Below are 18103 nucleotides of genomic sequence, written 5' to 3'. Positions count from 1 at the left end.
GGGGCGCTATTAGACGGATTTGAAGCACCTCTGTCAACACGCTTTTTTAAAAATATTTAATTAATCCGGGCGCTTACGATTTTTTCTCGGAATCGCTAGGCGCGACGTAGCCTTCGGCTTGGGCGTATTCCTCGCCGGAGAGGAATTTGTCCATCTCGGCTTGGAGGAATTTGCGGTCTTCGGCATTCATCATGTTCAGGCGGCGCTCGTTGATGAGCAGGGTCTGGTGTTTTTGCCATTCGTCCCAGGCTTGCTGGGAGACGTTGTTGTAGATGTCTTCGCCTTTGGCGCCGGGGTACGGCGGGCGGGGCAGACCCGGCAGGTCTTGTTTGTGTTTGCGGCAATGTACGGTGCGGGTCATGTCGGTTCTCCAGCGTTCAATTCGTCTGCGGCGCGTTTCAGTAGTTTTTTTACTGGCGCGGCAAGCCCCAGGCGGGGCGGGGTGGCGAGGTTATACCAGAGCCAGTCGGCCTCGGCCACGCTGGGGGTATTGCTCTCGACGTGGATCAGCCACGGTTCGATGGCCAGTTGGAAGTGGCTGAAGGTGTGGGTGATGCCGGCCAGTTCGCGGCGGCTGCCGAGGGTCAGGCCGCGTTGGAGGGCGAAGGTTTCCAGGGCGGCGGGCTCGCTCAGTTCGGGCAGGCTCCAAAGGCCGCCCCACAGGCCGGTGGAGGGGCGACGGTAGAGCAGAATGTCGCCGTCGCGGTTGGCGAGTATTGGCATCAGGGTGTGTTTCTGCGGCAGGGTTTTGCGCGGCTTGGCGATGGGGTAGCGAATTTCCAGGCCGAGCATGTGCGCTTGGCAGCCGCTTTGTAGCGGGCACAGCAGGCAGCTGGGTTTGCTGCGGGTGCAGAGTGTGGCGCCCAGGTCCATCATCGCTTGGGTGTAGTTGTTGACGCGCTCATGCGGGGTGAAGCGTTCGGCGACGTCCCACAGTTGTTTGGCCACTTTTGGCTCGCCGGGGTAGCCCTCTTGGGCGACGTAGCGGGCCAGTACGCGTTTGACGTTGCCATCGAGAATCGGCGCGCGCACGCCCATGGATAGGCTGGCAATTGCGCCTGCGGTCGAGCGGCCGATGCCGGGCAGTTCGGTGAGTTGTTCGACGCTGCGGGGAAACTCACCGCCATGCTCGGTCATGACGATTTGCGCGGTCTTTTGCAGGTTGCGGGCGCGGGTGTAGTAGCCCAGGCCGGTCCACAGGTGCAGCACTTCGTCTTCGGGGGCTTCGGCCAGGGCTTTTACGGTCGGCAGGGCGGCCATAAAGCGGTCGAAGTAGCCCAGCACGGTGCTCACCTGGGTTTGCTGCAGCATGATTTCCGACACCCATACGCGGTACGGGCTGATGTTGTGCTGCCAGGGCAGGTCTTTGCGGCCGTGGCGGTCGTACCAGTCGAGTACCGCGTTACTGAATTGCTCGGGGTTCATCGTTTGAACAGGCCCTTGAGTGCATCTTTGAGTTCCGGGCTGACTTTGTCGCCGAGCTTCTCTTCGAGTTTTTCATTGAGTTTGTCGCCGGCCAGTTTGGCGGCGACTTTGCCCATGCCGTCTTTGTCCAGGCGGCACGCTTTGGCGCCCAGTTCCAGCGGACCACGGCAGCGCAGTGGCCACTCGACGTCGACGTAGCGTTTGTTCACTTCGCAGGCCGGGTCGGGCATGTCGCTCTTGTCGCCATCGATGATGATGCCCACGCGGTAGTCCATGCCCAGCACGCGCAGGTCGATGTCGCCGTTGCCGTTTACGCGCAGACCCGGAATGCGCACTTTCAGGTCGGGGTTGTTGGCCACGCCGTTGCGCACGCTGAGGGTGCCGTCCAGTTGCTCGAACGGGGTGTCTTTGCTGCGTGGCTCGCTGCTCAAGGACTTGCGGTTGAGGGTGGCGATGCCTTTGCACAGTTGCTGTTCGAGGTTGGCGTCGATCAGCGCACCATCGCTAAGGGCAAAGCTGGCGTTGCCGTTGAGGGCTTCGATCCAGGTTTTTTCGCTGTTGCCGCTGGTGCTGAAGTCGGCGTTGAGGTCGAGCAGGCCGCGCACGGGCGGTTTTCTTTTGCGTGGCGAGGAGTTTTTCCACCGGCACGCGGGTGATGCGTTTTTGCACTTTCAGCAGCGGCACAGCCGGGCGCACATCGAGGCTGGCGGTGGCGTTGAAGTTGCCGTTGTAGAGATCGCCGCGCACGTTTTCCACGGTCAGCAGGCCGTCTTTGGCGTTGGCTTTGATGCTGGCGTTTTCGATTGGCAGCTTGTCGACGGTGAGCAGGCCCAGGGCCACGTTGAGGTCGGCGGTCACTTTGCGCAGTTGGTCGATGGGCAGCACCGGCTCTTCGCTCCAGGCTTGCTGGCTCGGCGGGTTGGGCAGGTCGCTGTTGCCGTCGCGGCCAGCGCTGGCGAGGGTGCCACTGACTTCGTTCTGGCGGTTGCTGCGCGGCTCGTCTTCTTTCTTTTTCGCTGGCAGGTAGTTGTCGAGGTTGAGCTTGTCGCCTTTGAGCTGAACGCTCAGGGCCTGCTTGGCGATGTCGGTGACGGCCAGGCTGCCGGTGAAGGCGCTTTCGTCGACTTTCATTTTTAGCTCGTTGAAGGCCAGGCTGTTGGCATTGCCTTGCAGGCGCGCGACCAGCTCGACTTTGCTCAGGGCGTTGGCATCCGCGCTTGCTGGCGCCGGGTGGCCGATGCCGTCGAGGAATTCACGCAGGTTGAATTCGGCAATGGACAGGCCGCCGGTGAGTTGCGGCTCTTTGTCCAGCTCGCGTACGTTCAGCTCGCCGAGGGCGCGCAGTTGGTTGGCCGAGAATTTCAGGCCGTTCCATTCGGCGACTTGGGCGCCTTGGTCGAGCAGCAGTTGGCCTTGGGCGGCAAAGGTGACGGTTTTGCCGTTCAACGGCTCGCCCGACGCTTCGCCTGAGAGTTTCAGGTCTTCGAACTGGTAGCGCTTGAGGGCGCGGTCGAAACGCAGTTCGCCGGCCAGTTCGGTTTTGGCGCGCAGTACCGGTTGGTTGGTGCCGAGGAAGGCGGTGAGTTTCAGCGGAATGTTCGCGCCTTCGCGGATAGCGCCGGTGGTGAGTTCGATGCCTTCGGCGCTGAATTGGCGGCCAGTCTTGGCGTCTTTGTAGTCGATGCGGGTGTTGGCCAGGGTCAGGCTGTCGATGTCCAGTTTCATCGGTTGCGACGGCTTGGTGTCTGGCGTGCCTTCATTGGCTGGCGGCGTTGTTTGCGACGCTTGGCCCGCGTCGGCGGGTGCGGCCGGTTTCGCCGGACGGCCGATGTCTTGCCAGTTGCCACGGCCTTGTTCGTCGCGGGCGAGAGTCAGGTTGAGGCCGTCGACTTTGATGTCGCTCATTTGCACTTCGCGGCGCAGCAGCGGCAGTACGCGCACCGACAGGCCGATCATGCGCAGGTCGGCAAATGGCTGATTCGGCGTGGTTGCGCTGGCGAGGGTGGCGTCGTGCAGTTCCAGGCCTAGCCAGGGGAACAGGCTCCAGCCGATGTCGCCGTTAAGGGTCAGCTCGAGGTTGGCCTTGTCGCGGGCGATCTGACGGATTTCGTCTTTGTAGTCGTTGGGATCGAACAGGTGGGTGAGGGCGAAGCCCAGCGCCACGAGGATCAGCAAGACTCCGAGGAAGAACAAACCCAGGATTTTGCCAAACGATTTCATGGACGATTCCTTGTTGGTGAGCGCTGAAAAGCAGCGCGAAGACGGGAAAAACGATGCCGGAGTATAACGCCGACCAGCGGTGGCAGTGGCTGGAGGATTGGATGGGCACGCGCGGCGGTGGTTCCGCTGCTGTGCCCGGGCTGGTGGCGGGGCGTTACAGCGGGTGCAGAACCAGGCCGGTTTTGGCGGCCAACGCTTGGCTTTCCAGGTGGTCGCGGGGTGCGGCCAGGTGCAGCGTTTTGCCCGCTGCGTCTGCCAAGCGTTGCACTTCAGCCAACAAACGCCGCGCCACCCCACGCTTGCGGGTGACGGCACGCACGCACAGGTGCGACAAGCGCCAGGCGTTTTCGCCTTTTTCCAGCAGGGCCGCGCCCAACAGTCGGTCGTTGAAGCGCCCGGCGATTAGTTGTCGCCGGCTGAGGGCAGTTTCGATGAGCTGCTCGCGGCTGGCGAATGGCGCCAGCAGCCAGTCGGGTGCGTCCTGATACACCTTGTTCAGGTCGGTTAAATCCTGACTTGAGGGTTCATTTATTTCTTCTACAAGTACCGGCATGCCTGGGCTAGAGCCTCGCGGGAAAGATTGATGTGGGTCAAATGTGCGTTGTTCAACAAATGGTACGCGCAAACCTAGTCGTCGTACGTCTGTAGGCGATATCCTCTTGCGTTCTACCGCTTCACCTATCTGCCCATACTAAAAAACATAGAGAGATCCTCGAAATGACTGACGCCCTTGCAGTGGCCAGCGGCGCGAGCTAAGTCTGCGTTTCTGTCCAAGGAGCGCATCATCGCTGCTCCTGGCTTCAACCGTTGGCTAGTGCCGCCTGCGGCTCTGGCTATTCACCTGTGTATCGGCATGGCGTACGGCTTCTCCGTATTCTGGCTGCCGCTGTCCAAGGCCATTGGCATTACCGCGCCAGTGGCGTGTGGCGCCGATCTGGGCTTCCTCCAACAAGTGTTCGCCAGCGATTGCGACTGGCCGATTTCGATGTTGGGTTGGCTGTACACCTTGTTCTTCGTATTCCTCGGTTGCTCGGCCGCCATTTTCGGTGGCTGGCTGGAACATGCTGGCCCGCGTAAGGCCGGTGTGGTTTCCGCTGTGTTCTGGTGCGGTGGTCTGCTGATTTCCGCGTTGGGTGTGTACACCCACCAAATCTGGCTCATGTGGCTGGGCTCGGGCGTGATTGGCGGTATCGGCCTGGGCTTGGGCTACATCTCGCCGGTATCGACGCTGGTGAAGTGGTTCCCGGACAAGCGCGGTATGGCTACCGGCATGGCGATCATGGGTTTCGGTGGTGGCGCCATGGTTGGCGCGCCGCTGGCTGCACAGCTGATGGGTTACTTCGCTGGCCCGGACGGCGTCGGCGTATGGCAAACCTTCGCCGTCATGGCCGTTATCTACTTCGTGTTCATGATGGGTGGTGCGCTGGCCTACCGCGTTCCGCCAACCGGCTGGAAGCCTGAGGGCTGGACGCCGCCGGTGAAAAAAGCCAACGACGAAATGATCACCAAGGGCCACGTGCACGTCAGCAAAGCCTGGAAAACTCCGCAGTTCTGGCTGGTGTGGGCTGTGCTGTGCCTGAACGTGTCGGCCGGTATCGGCATCATCGGCATGGCATCGCCACTGCTGCAGGAAGTGTTCGCCGGTCGCTTGATCGGTACGCACCAGAGCTTTGGCGAGCTGAGCCCTGAGCAACTGGCGCAGATCGCGATCATCGCTGCCGGCTTCACCGGTTTGCTGAGTCTGTTCAACATTGGCGGTCGTTTCTTCTGGTCGTCGTTCTCCGACTTGATCGGCCGCAAAACCACGTACTTCGTGTTCTTCGCCCTGGGCTTCATGCTCTACGCGCTGGTGCCGTGGACCGGTCACCTCGGCAGCGTGGCGTTCTTCGTGTTCAGCATCTGCCTGATTCTGTCGATGTACGGCGGCGGTTTCGCCACGGTGCCGGCTTACCTGGCCGACCTGTTCGGTACGCAAATGGTTGGTGCCATTCACGGTCGCCTGCTGACTGCCTGGGCGTTCGCCGGCATCCTCGGCCCGGTGCTGGTGAACTACATCCGCGAATACCAACTGAGCGTTGGCGTGGCCAAGGCCGATGCCTACGACATCACCTTGTACATTCTGGCGGGGCTGTTGGTGGTGGGCTTCATCTGCAACGCGCTGGTCAAGCCAGTTGCCGCCAAGCACTTCATGACCGACGCCGAGCTGGCGGCCGAGCGTGCCATTGGTAACGACAACGCCGTGCAGACCGCCGCCAATCTGGAGTGGACTGCGGATCCGAAGAGCAAGCCGTTGGTTATTGCTGCGTGGTTGGCCGTAGGTATCCCGCTCGCTTGGGGTATTTGGGTGACGCTGCTTAAGACCGTGGTCTTGTTTAGCTGAGTGAGTTAACCCGCGCTTCACAACAAAGCCGACGTAATGTCGGCTTTGTCATTTCTCGATCAAGGGTTTCGGGGCTAAGGCCATGCAAGGCGCCCCGGAGCTTTTTAAGCGCAGCGTACTCAAGTACGTGAGCATTAAAAGCGAGGACGCAACGCAGCATGGCCGACGACCCGGAAGCCGGCCTATAATGCGGGCCCTTTCGCATTAAGATTCGTGGAGCTGGTGATGGCCGAACGTACGGCATCCGTCGAACGCAACACTCTGGAAACCCAGATCAAGGCGTCTATCAATCTGGATGGCACCGGCAAAGCGCGCTTTGCCATTGGCGTGCCTTTTCTTGAGCACATGCTCGATCAGATCGCCCGTCACGGGTTGATCGACCTGGATATCGAAGCCCAAGGCGATCTGCATATCGACGACCACCACATGGTGGAAGACGTCGGTATCACCCTCGGTCAGGCCTTTGCCAAAGCCATCGGCGACAAGAAGGGCATCGTGCGTTACGGCCATTCCTATGTGCCGTTGGACGAAGCGCTGTCGCGCGTGGTGATCGATTTCTCCGGTCGCCCGGGCCTGCAAATGCACGTGCCGTACACCCGCGCCACCGTTGGTGGCTTCGATGTCGACCTGTTCCAGGAATTCTTCCAGGGCTTCGTTAACCACGCGCTGGTCAGCCTGCACATCGACAACCTGCGCGGCTACAACACGCACCACCAGATCGAAACCGTGTTCAAGGCCTTCGGCCGCGCGCTGCGCATGGCGGTGACGCTGGATGAGCGCATGGCCGGGCAAATGCCATCGACCAAGGGCTGCCTGTAATGCAGACGGTAGCCGTCATCGATTACGGCATGGGCAACCTCCACTCGGTGGCCAAGGCGCTTGAGCACGTAGGTGCCGGCCGGGTGCAGATCACCAGCGATGCCGCTGTGATTCGTGAAGCCGACCGTGTGGTGTTTCCCGGCGTTGGCGCCATCCGCGATTGCATGGCTGAAATTCGCCGCCTGGGCTTCGACAGCCTGGTGCGTGAAGTCAGCCAGGACCGTCCCTTCCTCGGCATTTGTGTCGGCATGCAGGCTTTGCTCGATCACAGCGAAGAAAACGGCGGCGTCGATTGCATCGGCCAGTTTCCCGGTCAGGTGCGCTTCTTCGGCAAAGACCTGGTCGAAAACGACGAAGCGCTGAAAGTGCCGCACATGGGCTGGAACGAAGTGGCGCAAACCGTCGATCACCCGCTGTGGCACAGCATTCCTGACCTGGCGCGTTTTTACTTTGTGCACAGCTTCTATATCGAAGCGGCCAATGCTCGCCAGGTAGCCGGTCGCGGTCATTACGGCGTCGACTTTGCCGCCGCGCTGGCCGATGGCTCGCGTTTCGCCGTGCAATTCCACCCGGAAAAAAGCCACACCCACGGCCTGCAGCTTTTGCAGAATTTCGCCGCTTGGGACGGTCGCTGGTAATGAGCCGCGGCAAACAGAAAGCACCCAGCCTGACTCTGGAGCCGGCGCAGGAAGCTGCGGCGGTGGCCGTGCTCAAGCGCTTTCTGGAAGACCGTTTCGAGCTTGAGCTGGGCAGCTTTGAAGCCCAGGAAGTGCTCGAGGTGTTTACCCGCGAAGTGGCGCCGCTGTTTTACAACAAGGCGATTGCCGATGTTCAGGCGCACCTGGCTGACAGGTTCATGAGCATCGAAAGCGACTTGTGGGCGCTCGAAAAGAGCTGACCCGTTTCCCCGAATTCCAAGACTTGAGCAGGTTCGACTGATGCTGATTATCCCCGCTATCGATCTTAAAGACGGTGCCTGCGTGCGCTTGCGCCAGGGCCGGATGGAAGACTCCACCGTGTTCTCCGATGACCCGGTGAGCATGGCCGCCAAATGGGTGGAAGGCGGTTGCCGGCGTTTGCACCTGGTCGACCTCAACGGCGCCTTCGAAGGCCAGCCGGTGAATGGCGAAGTGGTGACCGCCATTGCCAAGCGCTACCCGAACTTGCCGATCCAGATCGGCGGCGGTATTCGCTCGCTGGAAACCATCGAGCACTACGTCAAAGCTGGCGTGAGCTACGTGATCATCGGCACCAAGGCCGTGAAGCAGCCGGAATTCGTGGCTGAAGCGTGCAAAGCGTTTCCGGGCAAAGTGATTGTCGGTCTCGACGCCAAAGACGGCTTCGTTGCCACCGACGGTTGGGCCGAAGTGAGCACCGTGCAGGTGATTGATCTGGCCAAGCGTTTCGAAGCCGACGGCGTGTCTGCCATCGTTTATACCGACATCGCCAAAGACGGCATGATGCAAGGCTGCAACGTGCCGTTCACCGCCGCGTTGGCCGCTGCCACCAAAATTCCGGTGATCGCTTCTGGCGGCATCCACAACCTGGGCGACATCAAAGCCCTGCTGGACGCCAAGGCGCCCGGCATTATCGGCGCCATCACCGGCCGTGCGATTTACGAAGGCACCCTGGACGTCGCCGAAGCCCAGGCTTACTGCGACGCCTACAACGGCTGAGGACTGAACCATGGCGCTGGCCAAACGCATCATCCCTTGCCTCGACGTCGACAACGGCCGCGTGGTCAAAGGCGTCAAATTCGAGAACATCCGTGATGCCGGCGACCCGGTGGAAATCGCCCGTCGCTACGACGAGCAGGGTGCCGATGAAATTACCTTTCTCGACATCACCGCCAGCGTCGATGGCCGCGACACCACGCTGCATACCGTCGAGCGCATGGCCAGCCAGGTGTTTATTCCGCTGACCGTGGGCGGCGGCGTGCGCACCGTGCAAGACATTCGCAACCTGCTGAATGCGGGTGCCGACAAGGTGTCGATCAATACCGCCGCCGTGTTCAACCCCGAGTTCGTTGGCGAAGCGGCTTCGCGTTTTGGCGCTCAGTGCATCGTGGTCGCCATCGACGCCAAAAAGGTTTCGCTACCGGGCGAAACACCGCGCTGGGAAATCTTCACCCACGGCGGCCGCAAACCGACGGGGTTGGACGCCGTGCAATGGGCGAAAAAGATGGAAGACCTCGGCGCCGGTGAAATTTTGCTGACAAGCATGGACCAGGACGGCATGAAGAACGGCTTCGACCTGGGCGTTACCCGCGCCATCAGCGAAACCGTCGGCATTCCGGTGATTGCATCGGGCGGTGTCGGTAACTTGCAGCACCTGGCCGACGGCATTATCGAAGGCAAAGCGTCGGCCGTGCTGGCGGCGAGTATTTTCCACTTTGGCGAATACACCGTGCCTGAGGCGAAGGCCTATATGGCCGCCCGGGGCATTGTGGTGCGCTAGAGCTGCTCCACGCTCTGGATTGTGAATCGTCGGACCGCCATTTTCGCGGGATAAACGCAACATCCTTGTCCCCACCGTCATTCCCGCGAAGCGGCGGTCCGACGTTTCGGAATCCAGAGTCGTTCAGGCTGCAGCAATTCGTTCTGGCTGCTAAGTTGCATAGAGCTTCGCCCAGCCCGTTACTAAGCTACCGGGACTGCGCGTTACGCCTCACATACCTTCAGAAGTAGAGATTCCGAAATGTTCAAACGCCTGCTGCTTTCGCTGGTCAGCACCGTATTGGTGCTCGCTGGCAGTGCTCGTGCCGAAGTAGACCCGGATTACAGCATCGTGCTGCTGACCGAAAACTTCCCGCCTTACAACATGGCCATCAACGGCAAGAACTTCGCCCAGGAAGACAACATTGATGGCATCGCCGTCGACGTGGTCAAGGAGATGTTCAAGCGCGCCGGTATCAAATACAGCCTGACCCTGCGCTTCCCGTGGGACCGCATTTATAAGCTGGCGCTGGAAAAACCCGGCTACGGCGTGTTCGTCACCGCGCGTTTGCCCGAGCGCGAAGACTCCTTCAAATGGGTCGGCCCCATCGGCCCGGACGACTGGATCATGCTGGCCAAGCCTGACAGCAAAATCACCCTCAGCAGCCTCGAAGACGCCAAACAATACAAAGTTGGCGCCTACAAAGGTGACGCCATTGCCGAGTACCTGACCGAGCACAAACTCGACCCAATCCTGGCGCTGCGTGATCAGGAAAACGCGCAAAAACTGCGCGATGGGCAAATCGATTTGTGGGCCACGGGCGATCCGGCCGGTCGTTATCTGGCCAAGCAAGAAGGCGTGAGCGGTTTGCAAACTGTGCTGCGCTTCAACAAAGCCCAACTCTACCTGGCGTTGAATAAAGAGACCCCCGATGAGGTGGTACAGAAGCTGCAGGGTGCATTGGACAAGATGCGCAGTGAGGGCTTCGTCGACGAAATCCTCAACAGCTATCTGTAGGGCCGAATCGGCCGCGCTACCCACGGTGCGCGGCCAAACGTTCCCGTTGCAACATAGGCATTCCAAGAAGAAGAGCATCGCAACGCGGGCCACAAGCCTGCCGAGCACCGACCTATATTCTCGAGCCACGCCACGAAACGAACAGCGGCCTAACCTGCCGTGTGCCGGGTCCGTGCATGCACAGGTGAACGCTTAGCGATGCCGTCCGCGGTGTGATCGATGCGATCGCAGACAGGACAAAATCATGCTGAAAGTGTTCACCCGTTCGCTGTTGTTGGGCCTTGCACTGGCTGCAAGCACGCTGGCCCATGCCGAGCTGCCGTATGGCTACAAAGTGGTGTTGCTGACCGAAAACTTCCCGCCTTTCAACATGGCCATCGACGACAAGAACTTTGCTCGTGACGATGGTATCGATGGCATCAGCGCCGAGATCGTGCGCGAAATGTTCAAGCGCGCCGGTATCGAATACTCGCTGAGCCTGCGCTTCCCCTGGGACCGTCTCTACAAGCTGACCCTCGACAAACCCAACTACGGCCTGTTCTCCACCACCTACACCGAAGAGCGCAAGCCGCTGTTCAAATGGGTGGGGCCGCTGGCGAAAACCGGCTGGGTATTGCTGGCCAAACCCGGCAGCACACTCAAGTTGAGCAACCTCAAGGAAGCGAGCAAATACACCGTTGGCGCCTACAAAAACGACGCCGTCAGCCAGCACTTGGAAAGCCAGGGCATGGCGCCGGTGAATGCGCTGCGCGACCAGGAAAACGTCAGCAAATTGATGGAAGGCAAAATCGACCTTTGGGCCACCACCGACCCGGTCGGCCGCTACCTGGCCAAGCAGGAAGGTGTGAGTGGTTTGTCCACCGCCTTGCGTTTCAACGACGCGCAGCTTTATCTGGCCATGAACGTTGATACGCCGGATGAAGTGATTGAGCGTTTGCAAAAGGCGCTGGATGAAATGCGCAAGGACGGCTTCGTGGACGACGTGACCAATAATTATCTGTAGGCCCCAAAAGCATCGCGGCTAAAGCCGATCGCCGCGATTGCTGCAAACCGTCTATCTCGCCCCTGCCACTCCCGGTCGCTATGTGCCGGGAAACGCTCGCTCCGCTCTGAGCGCTGTGTCACAAATTTCTCCAACGCTCCCTGTACGATTGCGCGCTTGCGCCGAAGCCCGGCTGCTCACAATAAAATTGTCGATAGGACATCACACCATCATGCTGAAGTTAATCTCCCGTTCGCTGTTGCTGGGCTTGGCCCTGACCGCCGCCGCTGCCCATGCTGAATTGCCGGAAGGCTATGAAGTGGTGCTGCTGACCGAGAATTTCCCGCCTTTCAACATGGCGGTCGACGACAAAAATTTTGCCCGCGACGAAGGCATCGATGGCATCAGCGCCGATCTGGTGCGCGAAATGTTCAAGCGCGCCGACATCAAGTACAACCTGACCCTGCGCTTCCCCTGGGATCGTCTCTACAAGCTGACGCAAGACAACGCCAACTACGGGCTGTTCTCCACCACCCGCACCGAAGCGCGCGAAACGATGTTCAAGTGGGTGGGCCCGCTGGCCAACACCAGCGCCGTGCTGATGGCCAAGCCGGGCAGCACGCTCAAGCTCAACAGCCTTGAAGAAGCCAACGCCTACAAACTCGGCGCCTACAAGAACGCTTCGGTCAGTCAGTATCTGGAAGGCAAAGGCATGACCCCGGTGAACGCGCTGCGCGACCAGGAAAACGTCAGCAAATTGATGGAAGGCAAAATTGACCTGTGGGCCACTACCGACCCGGTGGGGCGTTACATGGCCAAGCAGGAAGGCGTGAACGGCTTGGTGACCGTGTTGCGCTTTAACGATAACCAACTGTTCCTGGCGATGAACCTGAACACCCCGGACGAGGTGATTCAGCGTTTGCAGAAAGCACTGGATGCGATGCGTGCCGATGGCACCGTGGACAAGATTTCAGCTAACTATCTGTAGTTAGAAAGCATCGAGGCTGAAGCCTCTCCCACAATTGATCTTTTGATCTTCTGATCTCTATGGGAGCGGCTTTAGCCGCGATGCTCTTTTGCCAGAGCACTCGCGGCTAGAGCAGACCGTTACTGGCTACGCGTAACGTTCAACCCCTTCAACAGGCTCAACGCCTGGCTCAACTGGAAGTCCTGATCTTGCAGGTTGGCTTTGCCGCTCTGCGCTTTCAGCTCGCTGCTGGTTTTGTCTTTGCCGCCATTGCCGTTGCCTAGGTGCCCGGCGAGGTCGGCTTCTTTGTAGCTTTCGCCGTCGTCTTCGCGGGTAATTTTGGCGCGCGCCACTTCGATGTCCGGCACGATGCCTTGCGCCTGAATCGAGCGGCCGTTAGGCGTGTAGTACAGCGCAGTGGTGATTTTCAGCGCACGGTCGTTGCTCAGCGGCAGCACGGTTTGCACCGAGCCTTTGCCAAAGCTGTTGGTGCCCATGAGGATGCCGCGTTTGTGGTCTTGCAGGGCGCCGGCAACAATCTCCGAAGCCGAGGCGCTGCCGCCGTTGATCAATACCACCAACGGCACGCCTTCGCTGGCGTCGGCCGGGTCGGCGGAGAAGCGCAGTTCGGAGTTGGCGATGCGGCCTTTGGTGAACACGATCAGGCCTTTGGTAAGGAAGTGGTCAGACACTTCCACAGCTGCCTGCAACACGCCGCCCGGGTTGTTGCGCAGGTCGAGTACCAGGCCGCGAAGTTTTTTACCGTCGTTGTCCTTCTTCAGCTTGGCCAGCGCCTTGCCGACTTCGTCGCCGCTGTTGACCTGGAACTGAGTGATGCGCAGGTAGCCGTAACCCGGTTCGAGGGTTTGGCTCTTCACGCTCTTGACCTTGATGACGGCGCGCGTCAGTTGCACGTCGAACGGCTCACCACCGTCGCGCACCAGGGTCAGCTGAATTTTCTCGCCGGCTTTGCCGCGCATCTTGTCGACGGCTTCCATCATCGACAAACCCTTGGTGGGCTCGCCGTTGATTTTTACGATCAGGTCGCCGGGTTGGATGCCCGCTTTGGAGGCAGGCGTGTCGTCGATGGGCGACACCACTTTAACGAAACCATCTTCCAGGCCCACTTCAATGCCCAGGCCGCCGAACTCGCCGCTGGTGCTTTCTTGCAGCTCCGCGAAGTCTTCCGGGCCCAGGTAGGCGGAGTGCGGGTCGAGGTTGCTGAGCATGCCTTTGATGGCATTTTCCAGCAGGGTTTTGTCGTCGACCGGTTCCACGTAAGCCGCTTTGATGCGGTCGAGCACTTCGGCAAAGGTGCGCAGCTCGTCGAGCGGCAGCGGCGCCTTGTTCGCGGCTGGCGCGCTGGCCGCAGGCGGTGCGGTGGCGGCGTCGACGTCAGTGGCGGCGTGCAGGAGCGGGGCGCCGAGCGCCAGCGCGATAGCCAGGGCCAGGGAATTAAGGCGAGACAAATGCGGCATATCGAACGAGCTCCACTATTAAGAGGTACGGGGCCTATCCCTGCGCCCGACACCATTGCGCAGGGTCGCTGGGGCGGCCCTGCTGACGAATCGCAAAATACAGCGCGGGGGTGTCCTGGCCGCCACTGGTGCCGACAGTCGCAATCGGCTCGCCAGCTTTGACGATGTCACCCGCGTCTTTCAATAAGCTTTGGTTGTGCCCGTACAGGCTGAGGTAACCGTTGCCGTGGTCGAGAATTACCAGCAGGCCCGAACCGCGCAACCAGTCGGCAAATACCACACGGCCACCGTGCACGGCGCGCACCTGGCTGCCGGCGGCGGCGCCGATTAGTACGCCGTCCCATGTTGTACGAGCGTCGTCGCCGCGTTGGGTTCCATATCGCGCAACGATGCGGCCATTGACCGGCCACGGCAGCTTGCCACGGCTGCCGGCAAACGCGCCGCCATACACAGCGCCATCGCTGGAAACTACGGGGCCGCTCGGTGCGCTGACCGGCTTCTGGCCAGGGCCGACGCGGCGGTTGGCCATGGCCAGTTGCTGTTCTTCCTGGGCACGCTTGCGCGCTTCTTCCGCCGCCTTGGCTTCACGGGCTTGGCGGGCCAGGGTTTCCTCAATGGTTTTCAGCACATTGCCCAGCGCCGCTTGTTCTTGCCGGCGGGCTTTGAGTTTTTGGTCGCTGCTTTTGGAATCGCTGTTGAGCTTGGCTAAGGCTTGCTGGCGCTCTTTGCGAACCTGAGCAAGCTTGTCGCGGCGCTCGTCCAGAGAACCTTTGCGCTCAGCGAGTTGGGCTTTTTCCGCCGCGCTTTCGCGCTCGATATTGGCCAGTTGGCGCAGGGTTTCGTTGAAGGTGTTGAGCTGGTCGAGGCGGGCTTGGCTGACGTAGTCGTAATAGGTGAGGGTGCGGGCGAATTTTTCGGGGTTTTGCTGGTTGAGCAACAGCTTCAAGTATTCCTGTCGCCCGCTCTGGTAGGCCGCCCTGGCTTGTATACCGATCAGCCTCTGCTGCTCGATACGCGCGCCCTCAAGTTTTTTTTCTCGCCTTCGAGCCGCTGAATCTCGGTCTCGTTGTTCTTGAGCTGCTGCTCAAGGGTATTGATCTGCTTCTCCAGATCGCCCATTTCGGTTTCCGTGCCACGCAGCTGCTTTTGAATGCCGGACTTGTCGGCTTCGATTTTCTTCAGCAGTTTTTGCAGTTCGACAACGTCGCGCTGGGCAGCGTCGAGTTGCTTTTGCGCATCCGCGCGCTCGTCGGCTACGGCCGGGCATAGCAGCAGAGCAAGAACAATGGCAGTCAGGGTGCGAAGCATGGGGCGGGCGATACCGGGATGAAGACGGCCTAGTATGCCCGCGGTGCGCAGCAAAAAAACGTCCGAGCAGTGCGTGTGGAATAAATGTCGAGTGGGCGACGGCGTTGGGCTTCGCTTTGCTAACCGAACCCGCGGATAACTCCGGATTAAGCACCGTCGTCCGCGCGAACGCGGGATCCAGGCTCGTGATGCGCAGGAAGCTCGTCCGGTCACCCCAACATCGCCTTCAGTACCCCGGCGAAGTCCTGCGCACTGCACTGCTCGTCAATGTGTCGCCCTTCGCGCACCACCCATTTCCCGCCAACCATCACATCGCGCACTTGCCGATCACCGCCGGCAAACAGCCAGCGATTGAGAATGGCGTCCTGTTCAGCGCAGGCGATGTACGGGTCGGCGCCATCCAGCACGACGAAATCTGCCCGTTTGCCGACGGCCAGTTGGCCAATCGGCTGCCCCAGCGCTTGTGCGCCGCCGAGCAGGGCGGCGTCGTACAGCGTGCGGCCGATCATGGGCTGGTCGCTGCGGTAGAGGCGGTTGCGTTTCTGGTCGCGCAGGCGCTGGCCGTATTCGAGCCAGCGCAGTTCTTCGGCCACGCTCACCGACACGTGACTGTCCGAACCAATGCCCAGCCGTCCGCCTTGGGCCAGGTAATCCACAGCCGGAAAAATGCCGTCGCCCAGGTTGGCCTCGGTGGTCAGGCACAGGCCAGCAACGGCTTGGCTGACCGCCATCTGCCGCACTTCTTCTGCGTTGGCGTGGGTGGCGTGCACCAGGCACCAGCGGGCGTCCACCGCGACGTGGTCGAACAGCCATTGCAGCGGGCGCTGGCCGCTCCAGGCCAGGCAGTCGTCCACTTCTTTTTGTTGCTCGGCGATATGGATGTGCACCGGGCTGTCGCTGGCGCTGGCCGCCAGCACCTGCTCGATTTGTGTCGGCGTAACGGCGCGCAACGAGTGAAAGCAAAGGCCCAGGCGCTGGTTTGGCTGATCGGCCAGGGCGGCTTGAAGGCGTTGTTGCAACGCGAGATAGCTGTCGCTGCTATGGATAAAGCGCCGCTGGCCTTCGCTGGGCGGCAGACCGCCAAAACCCGCGTGGGCATACAGCACGGGTAGCAGCGTCAGGCCGATGCCGCTGTCGCTCGCCGCCTGGCTGATGCGCAAGCCCAGCTCAGCCGGATCGCCGTAGGGCTGGCCGTTGACGTCGTGGTGCACGTAATGAAATTCCGCGACGCTGGTGTAGCCGGCCTTGAGCATTTCGATATACAGCTGCCGCGCGATGATTTGAATCTGCTCGGGGCTGAGTGTGGCGACCAGGCGGTACATCAGGTCGCGCCAGGTCCAGAAGCTATCGTTGGGGTTGCCGGCCACTTCCGCCAACCCGGCCATCAGGCGCTGAAACGCATGGGAATGCAGGTTGGGCATGCCCGGCAGCAGCGGGCCGCTCAGGCGCTCGGCGCCCTCGTCGGTGGCCTCGGTTTGAATCTGTTGCAGCACGCCATCGGCGCCTACGGTCAGGCGCACATTGCGCGCCCACCCATCGGCCAGCAAGGCGCGCTCAGCAAAGAAAACAGGCATGTTCCGGGCGCTCCAGGGCGAATTCAGGTTGTATATACATATACAGAGGCAAACGTGAAACGTAAACTCTCGCCACCGTCGCGCCAGCCGCGAAGTTTTGCCGAGGAGATTGCTGTGTCCGCTCCACAGTCCGAGATGGCCACCCTGGCCGCGCAACTGGGCGACGAACCTGCGCCGTTGTACGCGCGCGTCAAGCAGATGATCAGCGCGCAGATTCACACCGGCGCCTGGCCGCCCCATCACCGCGTGCCGTCGGAAAGCGAGCTGGTGGCGCAACTCGGTTTCAGCCGCATGACCATCAACCGCGCCCTGCGTGAACTCACGGCCGACGGCCTGTTGGTGCGCATGCAGGGCGTCGGCACTTTTGTGGCGGAGCCCAAAGGCCAGTCGGCGCTGTTTGAAGTGCACAACATCGCCGATGAGATCGCCGCTCGCGGCCATCGCCACCATTGCGTGGTGGTGCGCCTGGAAGAAGAAAAAGCCGGCGCCGAGCGCGCCATGGCGCTGGACGTTCGCGAAGGCGAGCGGGTGTTTCATTCGGTGATCGTGCACTACGAAAACGACGTGCCGGTGCAGATCGAAGACCGCTACGTAAACGCCAGCGTCGCCCCGGATTACCTGACCCAGGATTTCACCGTTGCCACGCCGTACGCCTACTTGATGCAAATCGCCCCGATGAGCGAAGGCGAGCACGTGGTGGAAGCGATTCTGGCCGAGCCGAGCGAATGCAAGCTGCTGCAAATTGAACGCGGCGAGCCGTGCTTGCTGATTCGCCGCCGTACCTGGTCGGGGCGCCGCACCGTAACGGTCGCGCGTCTGCTGTACCCGGGCTCGCGCCATCGTCTGGAAGGGCGCTTCGCCTCATGAGTTGGCAGGTGCTGCGCGCCGCTGACTACGTGCGCATGCCGTGGAAAAACGGCGGCGGCAGCACCCTTGAAATCGCCCGCGATGGCGACGGGCTTGAGGCATTCGCCTGGCGCCTGTCCATCGCCGACGTCACCCAGCCGGGACCGTTCTCGGCATTCACCGGCTATCAACGCATCATCACCGTGCTGGAAGGTGAGGGCATGCAGCTTGAAGTGGATGGCCAAATGGGCCGCCCGCTCCAGGCGTTGGATGCGTACGCATTTTCCGGCGACAGCCAGGTGCAGTGCAGCTTGCTTGGCGGGGCGATTCGCGACTTCAACCTGATCTATTCACCGCAGCGTTGCAGCGCGCGATTGCAGTGGATGGCAGCGGGGGAGAGCAGCGTGTTCACCTCGGCGGCGACCGTGCTGGTGTTCAGTGCCGGGGATGGGTTGCGGGTAGACGTGAAGGGCGGGGAAGTGGAGCTGGGGCGCTACGACTGCTTGCAGGGCGGCGGTGGCCGGCTGCAAACGTTGCGGTTTCGGGCTGACTATCCGTATTGCTTGATTGAGCTTCAGTCGATCAAAAATCGAGGCTAAGCCTCTCCCACAGGGGCATATCTATTGTGGGAGAGGCTTCAGCCTCGATGCT

The 18103-nt window shown here is 60.9% G+C and carries 16 protein-coding genes and 2 pseudogenes; 11 read left to right on the top strand and 7 right to left on the bottom strand.

Features of this window, described 5'->3' with window-relative positions; genetic code table 11:
- Nucleotides 1–73: 73 nt before the first annotated feature.
- The 4 genes and pseudogenes from ACZZZP_RS20855 to ACZZZP_RS20840 form a co-directional block, all read right to left on the bottom strand.
- A complete protein-coding gene (locus ACZZZP_RS20855; RefSeq protein ID WP_108096435.1) occupies nucleotides 74–361 on the bottom strand; it encodes an oxidative damage protection protein in 288 nt (95 codons plus the stop codon).
- Complete coding sequence (gene mutY, locus ACZZZP_RS20850) at nucleotides 358–1425, bottom strand: A/G-specific adenine glycosylase (RefSeq protein WP_463536821.1); 1068 nt, start codon at nucleotides 1423–1425, stop codon at nucleotides 358–360. Before mutY ends, ACZZZP_RS20855 begins: the two co-directional genes overlap by 4 nt.
- A pseudogene (locus tag ACZZZP_RS20845) lies at nucleotides 1422–3645 on the bottom strand (AsmA family protein). Before ACZZZP_RS20845 ends, mutY begins: the two are co-directional and overlap by 4 nt.
- 154 nt (nucleotides 3646–3799) lie before the next feature.
- The gene (locus ACZZZP_RS20840; protein ID WP_463383970.1) at nucleotides 3800–4198 is read right to left on the bottom strand and encodes an acetyl-CoA sensor PanZ family protein; all 399 of its coding nucleotides are present in this window, start codon (nucleotides 4196–4198) and stop codon (nucleotides 3800–3802) included.
- Nucleotides 4199–4375: 177 nt separating this feature from the next.
- Here ACZZZP_RS20840 and ACZZZP_RS20835 point away from each other — a divergent pair, with 177 nt between their 5' ends.
- The 9 genes from ACZZZP_RS20835 to ACZZZP_RS20795 all read left to right on the top strand — a co-directional run bounded on the left by ACZZZP_RS20835 (nucleotide 4376) and on the right by ACZZZP_RS20795 (nucleotide 12267).
- The gene (locus ACZZZP_RS20835; RefSeq protein WP_463536820.1) at nucleotides 4376–6025 is read left to right on the top strand and encodes an OFA family MFS transporter; all 1650 of its coding nucleotides are present in this window, start codon (nucleotides 4376–4378) and stop codon (nucleotides 6023–6025) included.
- Between the two features lie 225 nt (nucleotides 6026–6250).
- Nucleotides 6251–6844, top strand: a complete 594-nt coding sequence (hisB, locus tag ACZZZP_RS20830; RefSeq protein ID WP_122493343.1) for an imidazoleglycerol-phosphate dehydratase HisB — start codon at nucleotides 6251–6253, stop codon at nucleotides 6842–6844.
- Nucleotides 6844–7482 (top strand): imidazole glycerol phosphate synthase subunit HisH, encoded by a 639-nt coding sequence (hisH, locus tag ACZZZP_RS20825; protein ID WP_463536819.1) that lies wholly within the window; start codon nucleotides 6844–6846, stop codon nucleotides 7480–7482. Before hisB ends, hisH begins: the two co-directional genes overlap by 1 nt.
- Nucleotides 7482–7742, top strand: coding sequence for a DUF2164 domain-containing protein (locus ACZZZP_RS20820; RefSeq protein WP_122449509.1), 261 nt, complete (start codon nucleotides 7482–7484; stop codon nucleotides 7740–7742). The genes hisH and ACZZZP_RS20820 overlap by 1 nt, the downstream gene beginning before the upstream one ends.
- Nucleotides 7743–7782: 40 nt before the next feature.
- On the top strand, nucleotides 7783–8520 hold the full coding sequence (hisA, locus tag ACZZZP_RS20815) for a 1-(5-phosphoribosyl)-5-[(5-phosphoribosylamino)methylideneamino]imidazole-4-carboxamide isomerase (protein ID WP_122493340.1): 738 nt from the start codon (nucleotides 7783–7785) through the stop codon (nucleotides 8518–8520).
- A 10-nt stretch (nucleotides 8521–8530) separates the two neighbouring features.
- The gene (hisF, locus tag ACZZZP_RS20810; RefSeq protein WP_122449511.1) at nucleotides 8531–9301 is read left to right on the top strand and encodes an imidazole glycerol phosphate synthase subunit HisF; all 771 of its coding nucleotides are present in this window, start codon (nucleotides 8531–8533) and stop codon (nucleotides 9299–9301) included.
- Nucleotides 9302–9541: 240 nt separating this feature from the next.
- Nucleotides 9542–10297: a substrate-binding periplasmic protein gene (locus tag ACZZZP_RS20805; protein ID WP_463383969.1), complete on the top strand. Its 756-nt coding sequence runs from the start codon at nucleotides 9542–9544 to the stop codon at nucleotides 10295–10297.
- Between the two features lie 244 nt (nucleotides 10298–10541).
- Complete coding sequence (locus tag ACZZZP_RS20800; protein WP_122493338.1) at nucleotides 10542–11300, top strand: substrate-binding periplasmic protein; 759 nt, start codon at nucleotides 10542–10544, stop codon at nucleotides 11298–11300.
- A 211-nt stretch (nucleotides 11301–11511) separates the two neighbouring features.
- Complete coding sequence (locus tag ACZZZP_RS20795; protein ID WP_463383968.1) at nucleotides 11512–12267, top strand: substrate-binding periplasmic protein; 756 nt, start codon at nucleotides 11512–11514, stop codon at nucleotides 12265–12267.
- A gap of 119 nt (nucleotides 12268–12386) precedes the next feature.
- Here the strand turns inward: ACZZZP_RS20795 and ACZZZP_RS20790 are convergent, their stop codons facing one another.
- The 3 genes and pseudogenes from ACZZZP_RS20790 to ACZZZP_RS20780 form a co-directional block, all read right to left on the bottom strand.
- A complete protein-coding gene (locus ACZZZP_RS20790; protein WP_463383967.1) occupies nucleotides 12387–13724 on the bottom strand; it encodes a S41 family peptidase in 1338 nt (445 codons plus the stop codon).
- 34 nt (nucleotides 13725–13758) lie between these two features.
- A pseudogene (locus tag ACZZZP_RS20785) lies at nucleotides 13759–15032 on the bottom strand (murein hydrolase activator EnvC family protein).
- 209 nt (nucleotides 15033–15241) lie between these two features.
- A complete protein-coding gene (locus ACZZZP_RS20780; protein WP_463383965.1) occupies nucleotides 15242–16606 on the bottom strand; it encodes a formimidoylglutamate deiminase in 1365 nt (454 codons plus the stop codon).
- A gap of 135 nt (nucleotides 16607–16741) precedes the next feature.
- Here ACZZZP_RS20780 and hutC point away from each other — a divergent pair, with 135 nt between their 5' ends.
- Nucleotides 16742–17473 carry a histidine utilization repressor gene (gene hutC / locus ACZZZP_RS20775; RefSeq protein ID WP_463536972.1) on the top strand — a complete coding sequence of 244 codons (732 nt, stop codon included), beginning with the start codon at nucleotides 16742–16744 and terminating at the stop codon, nucleotides 17471–17473.
- Nucleotides 17470–18051, top strand: coding sequence for a HutD/Ves family protein (locus ACZZZP_RS20770; protein WP_463383964.1), 582 nt, complete (start codon nucleotides 17470–17472; stop codon nucleotides 18049–18051). Before hutC ends, ACZZZP_RS20770 begins: the two co-directional genes overlap by 4 nt.
- Nucleotides 18052–18103 lie beyond the last annotated feature (52 nt).

The sequence above is a fragment of the Pseudomonas sp. AC211 genome, assembly GCF_979258055.1.
This window is presented reverse-complemented; position numbering and strand designations above follow the sequence as displayed.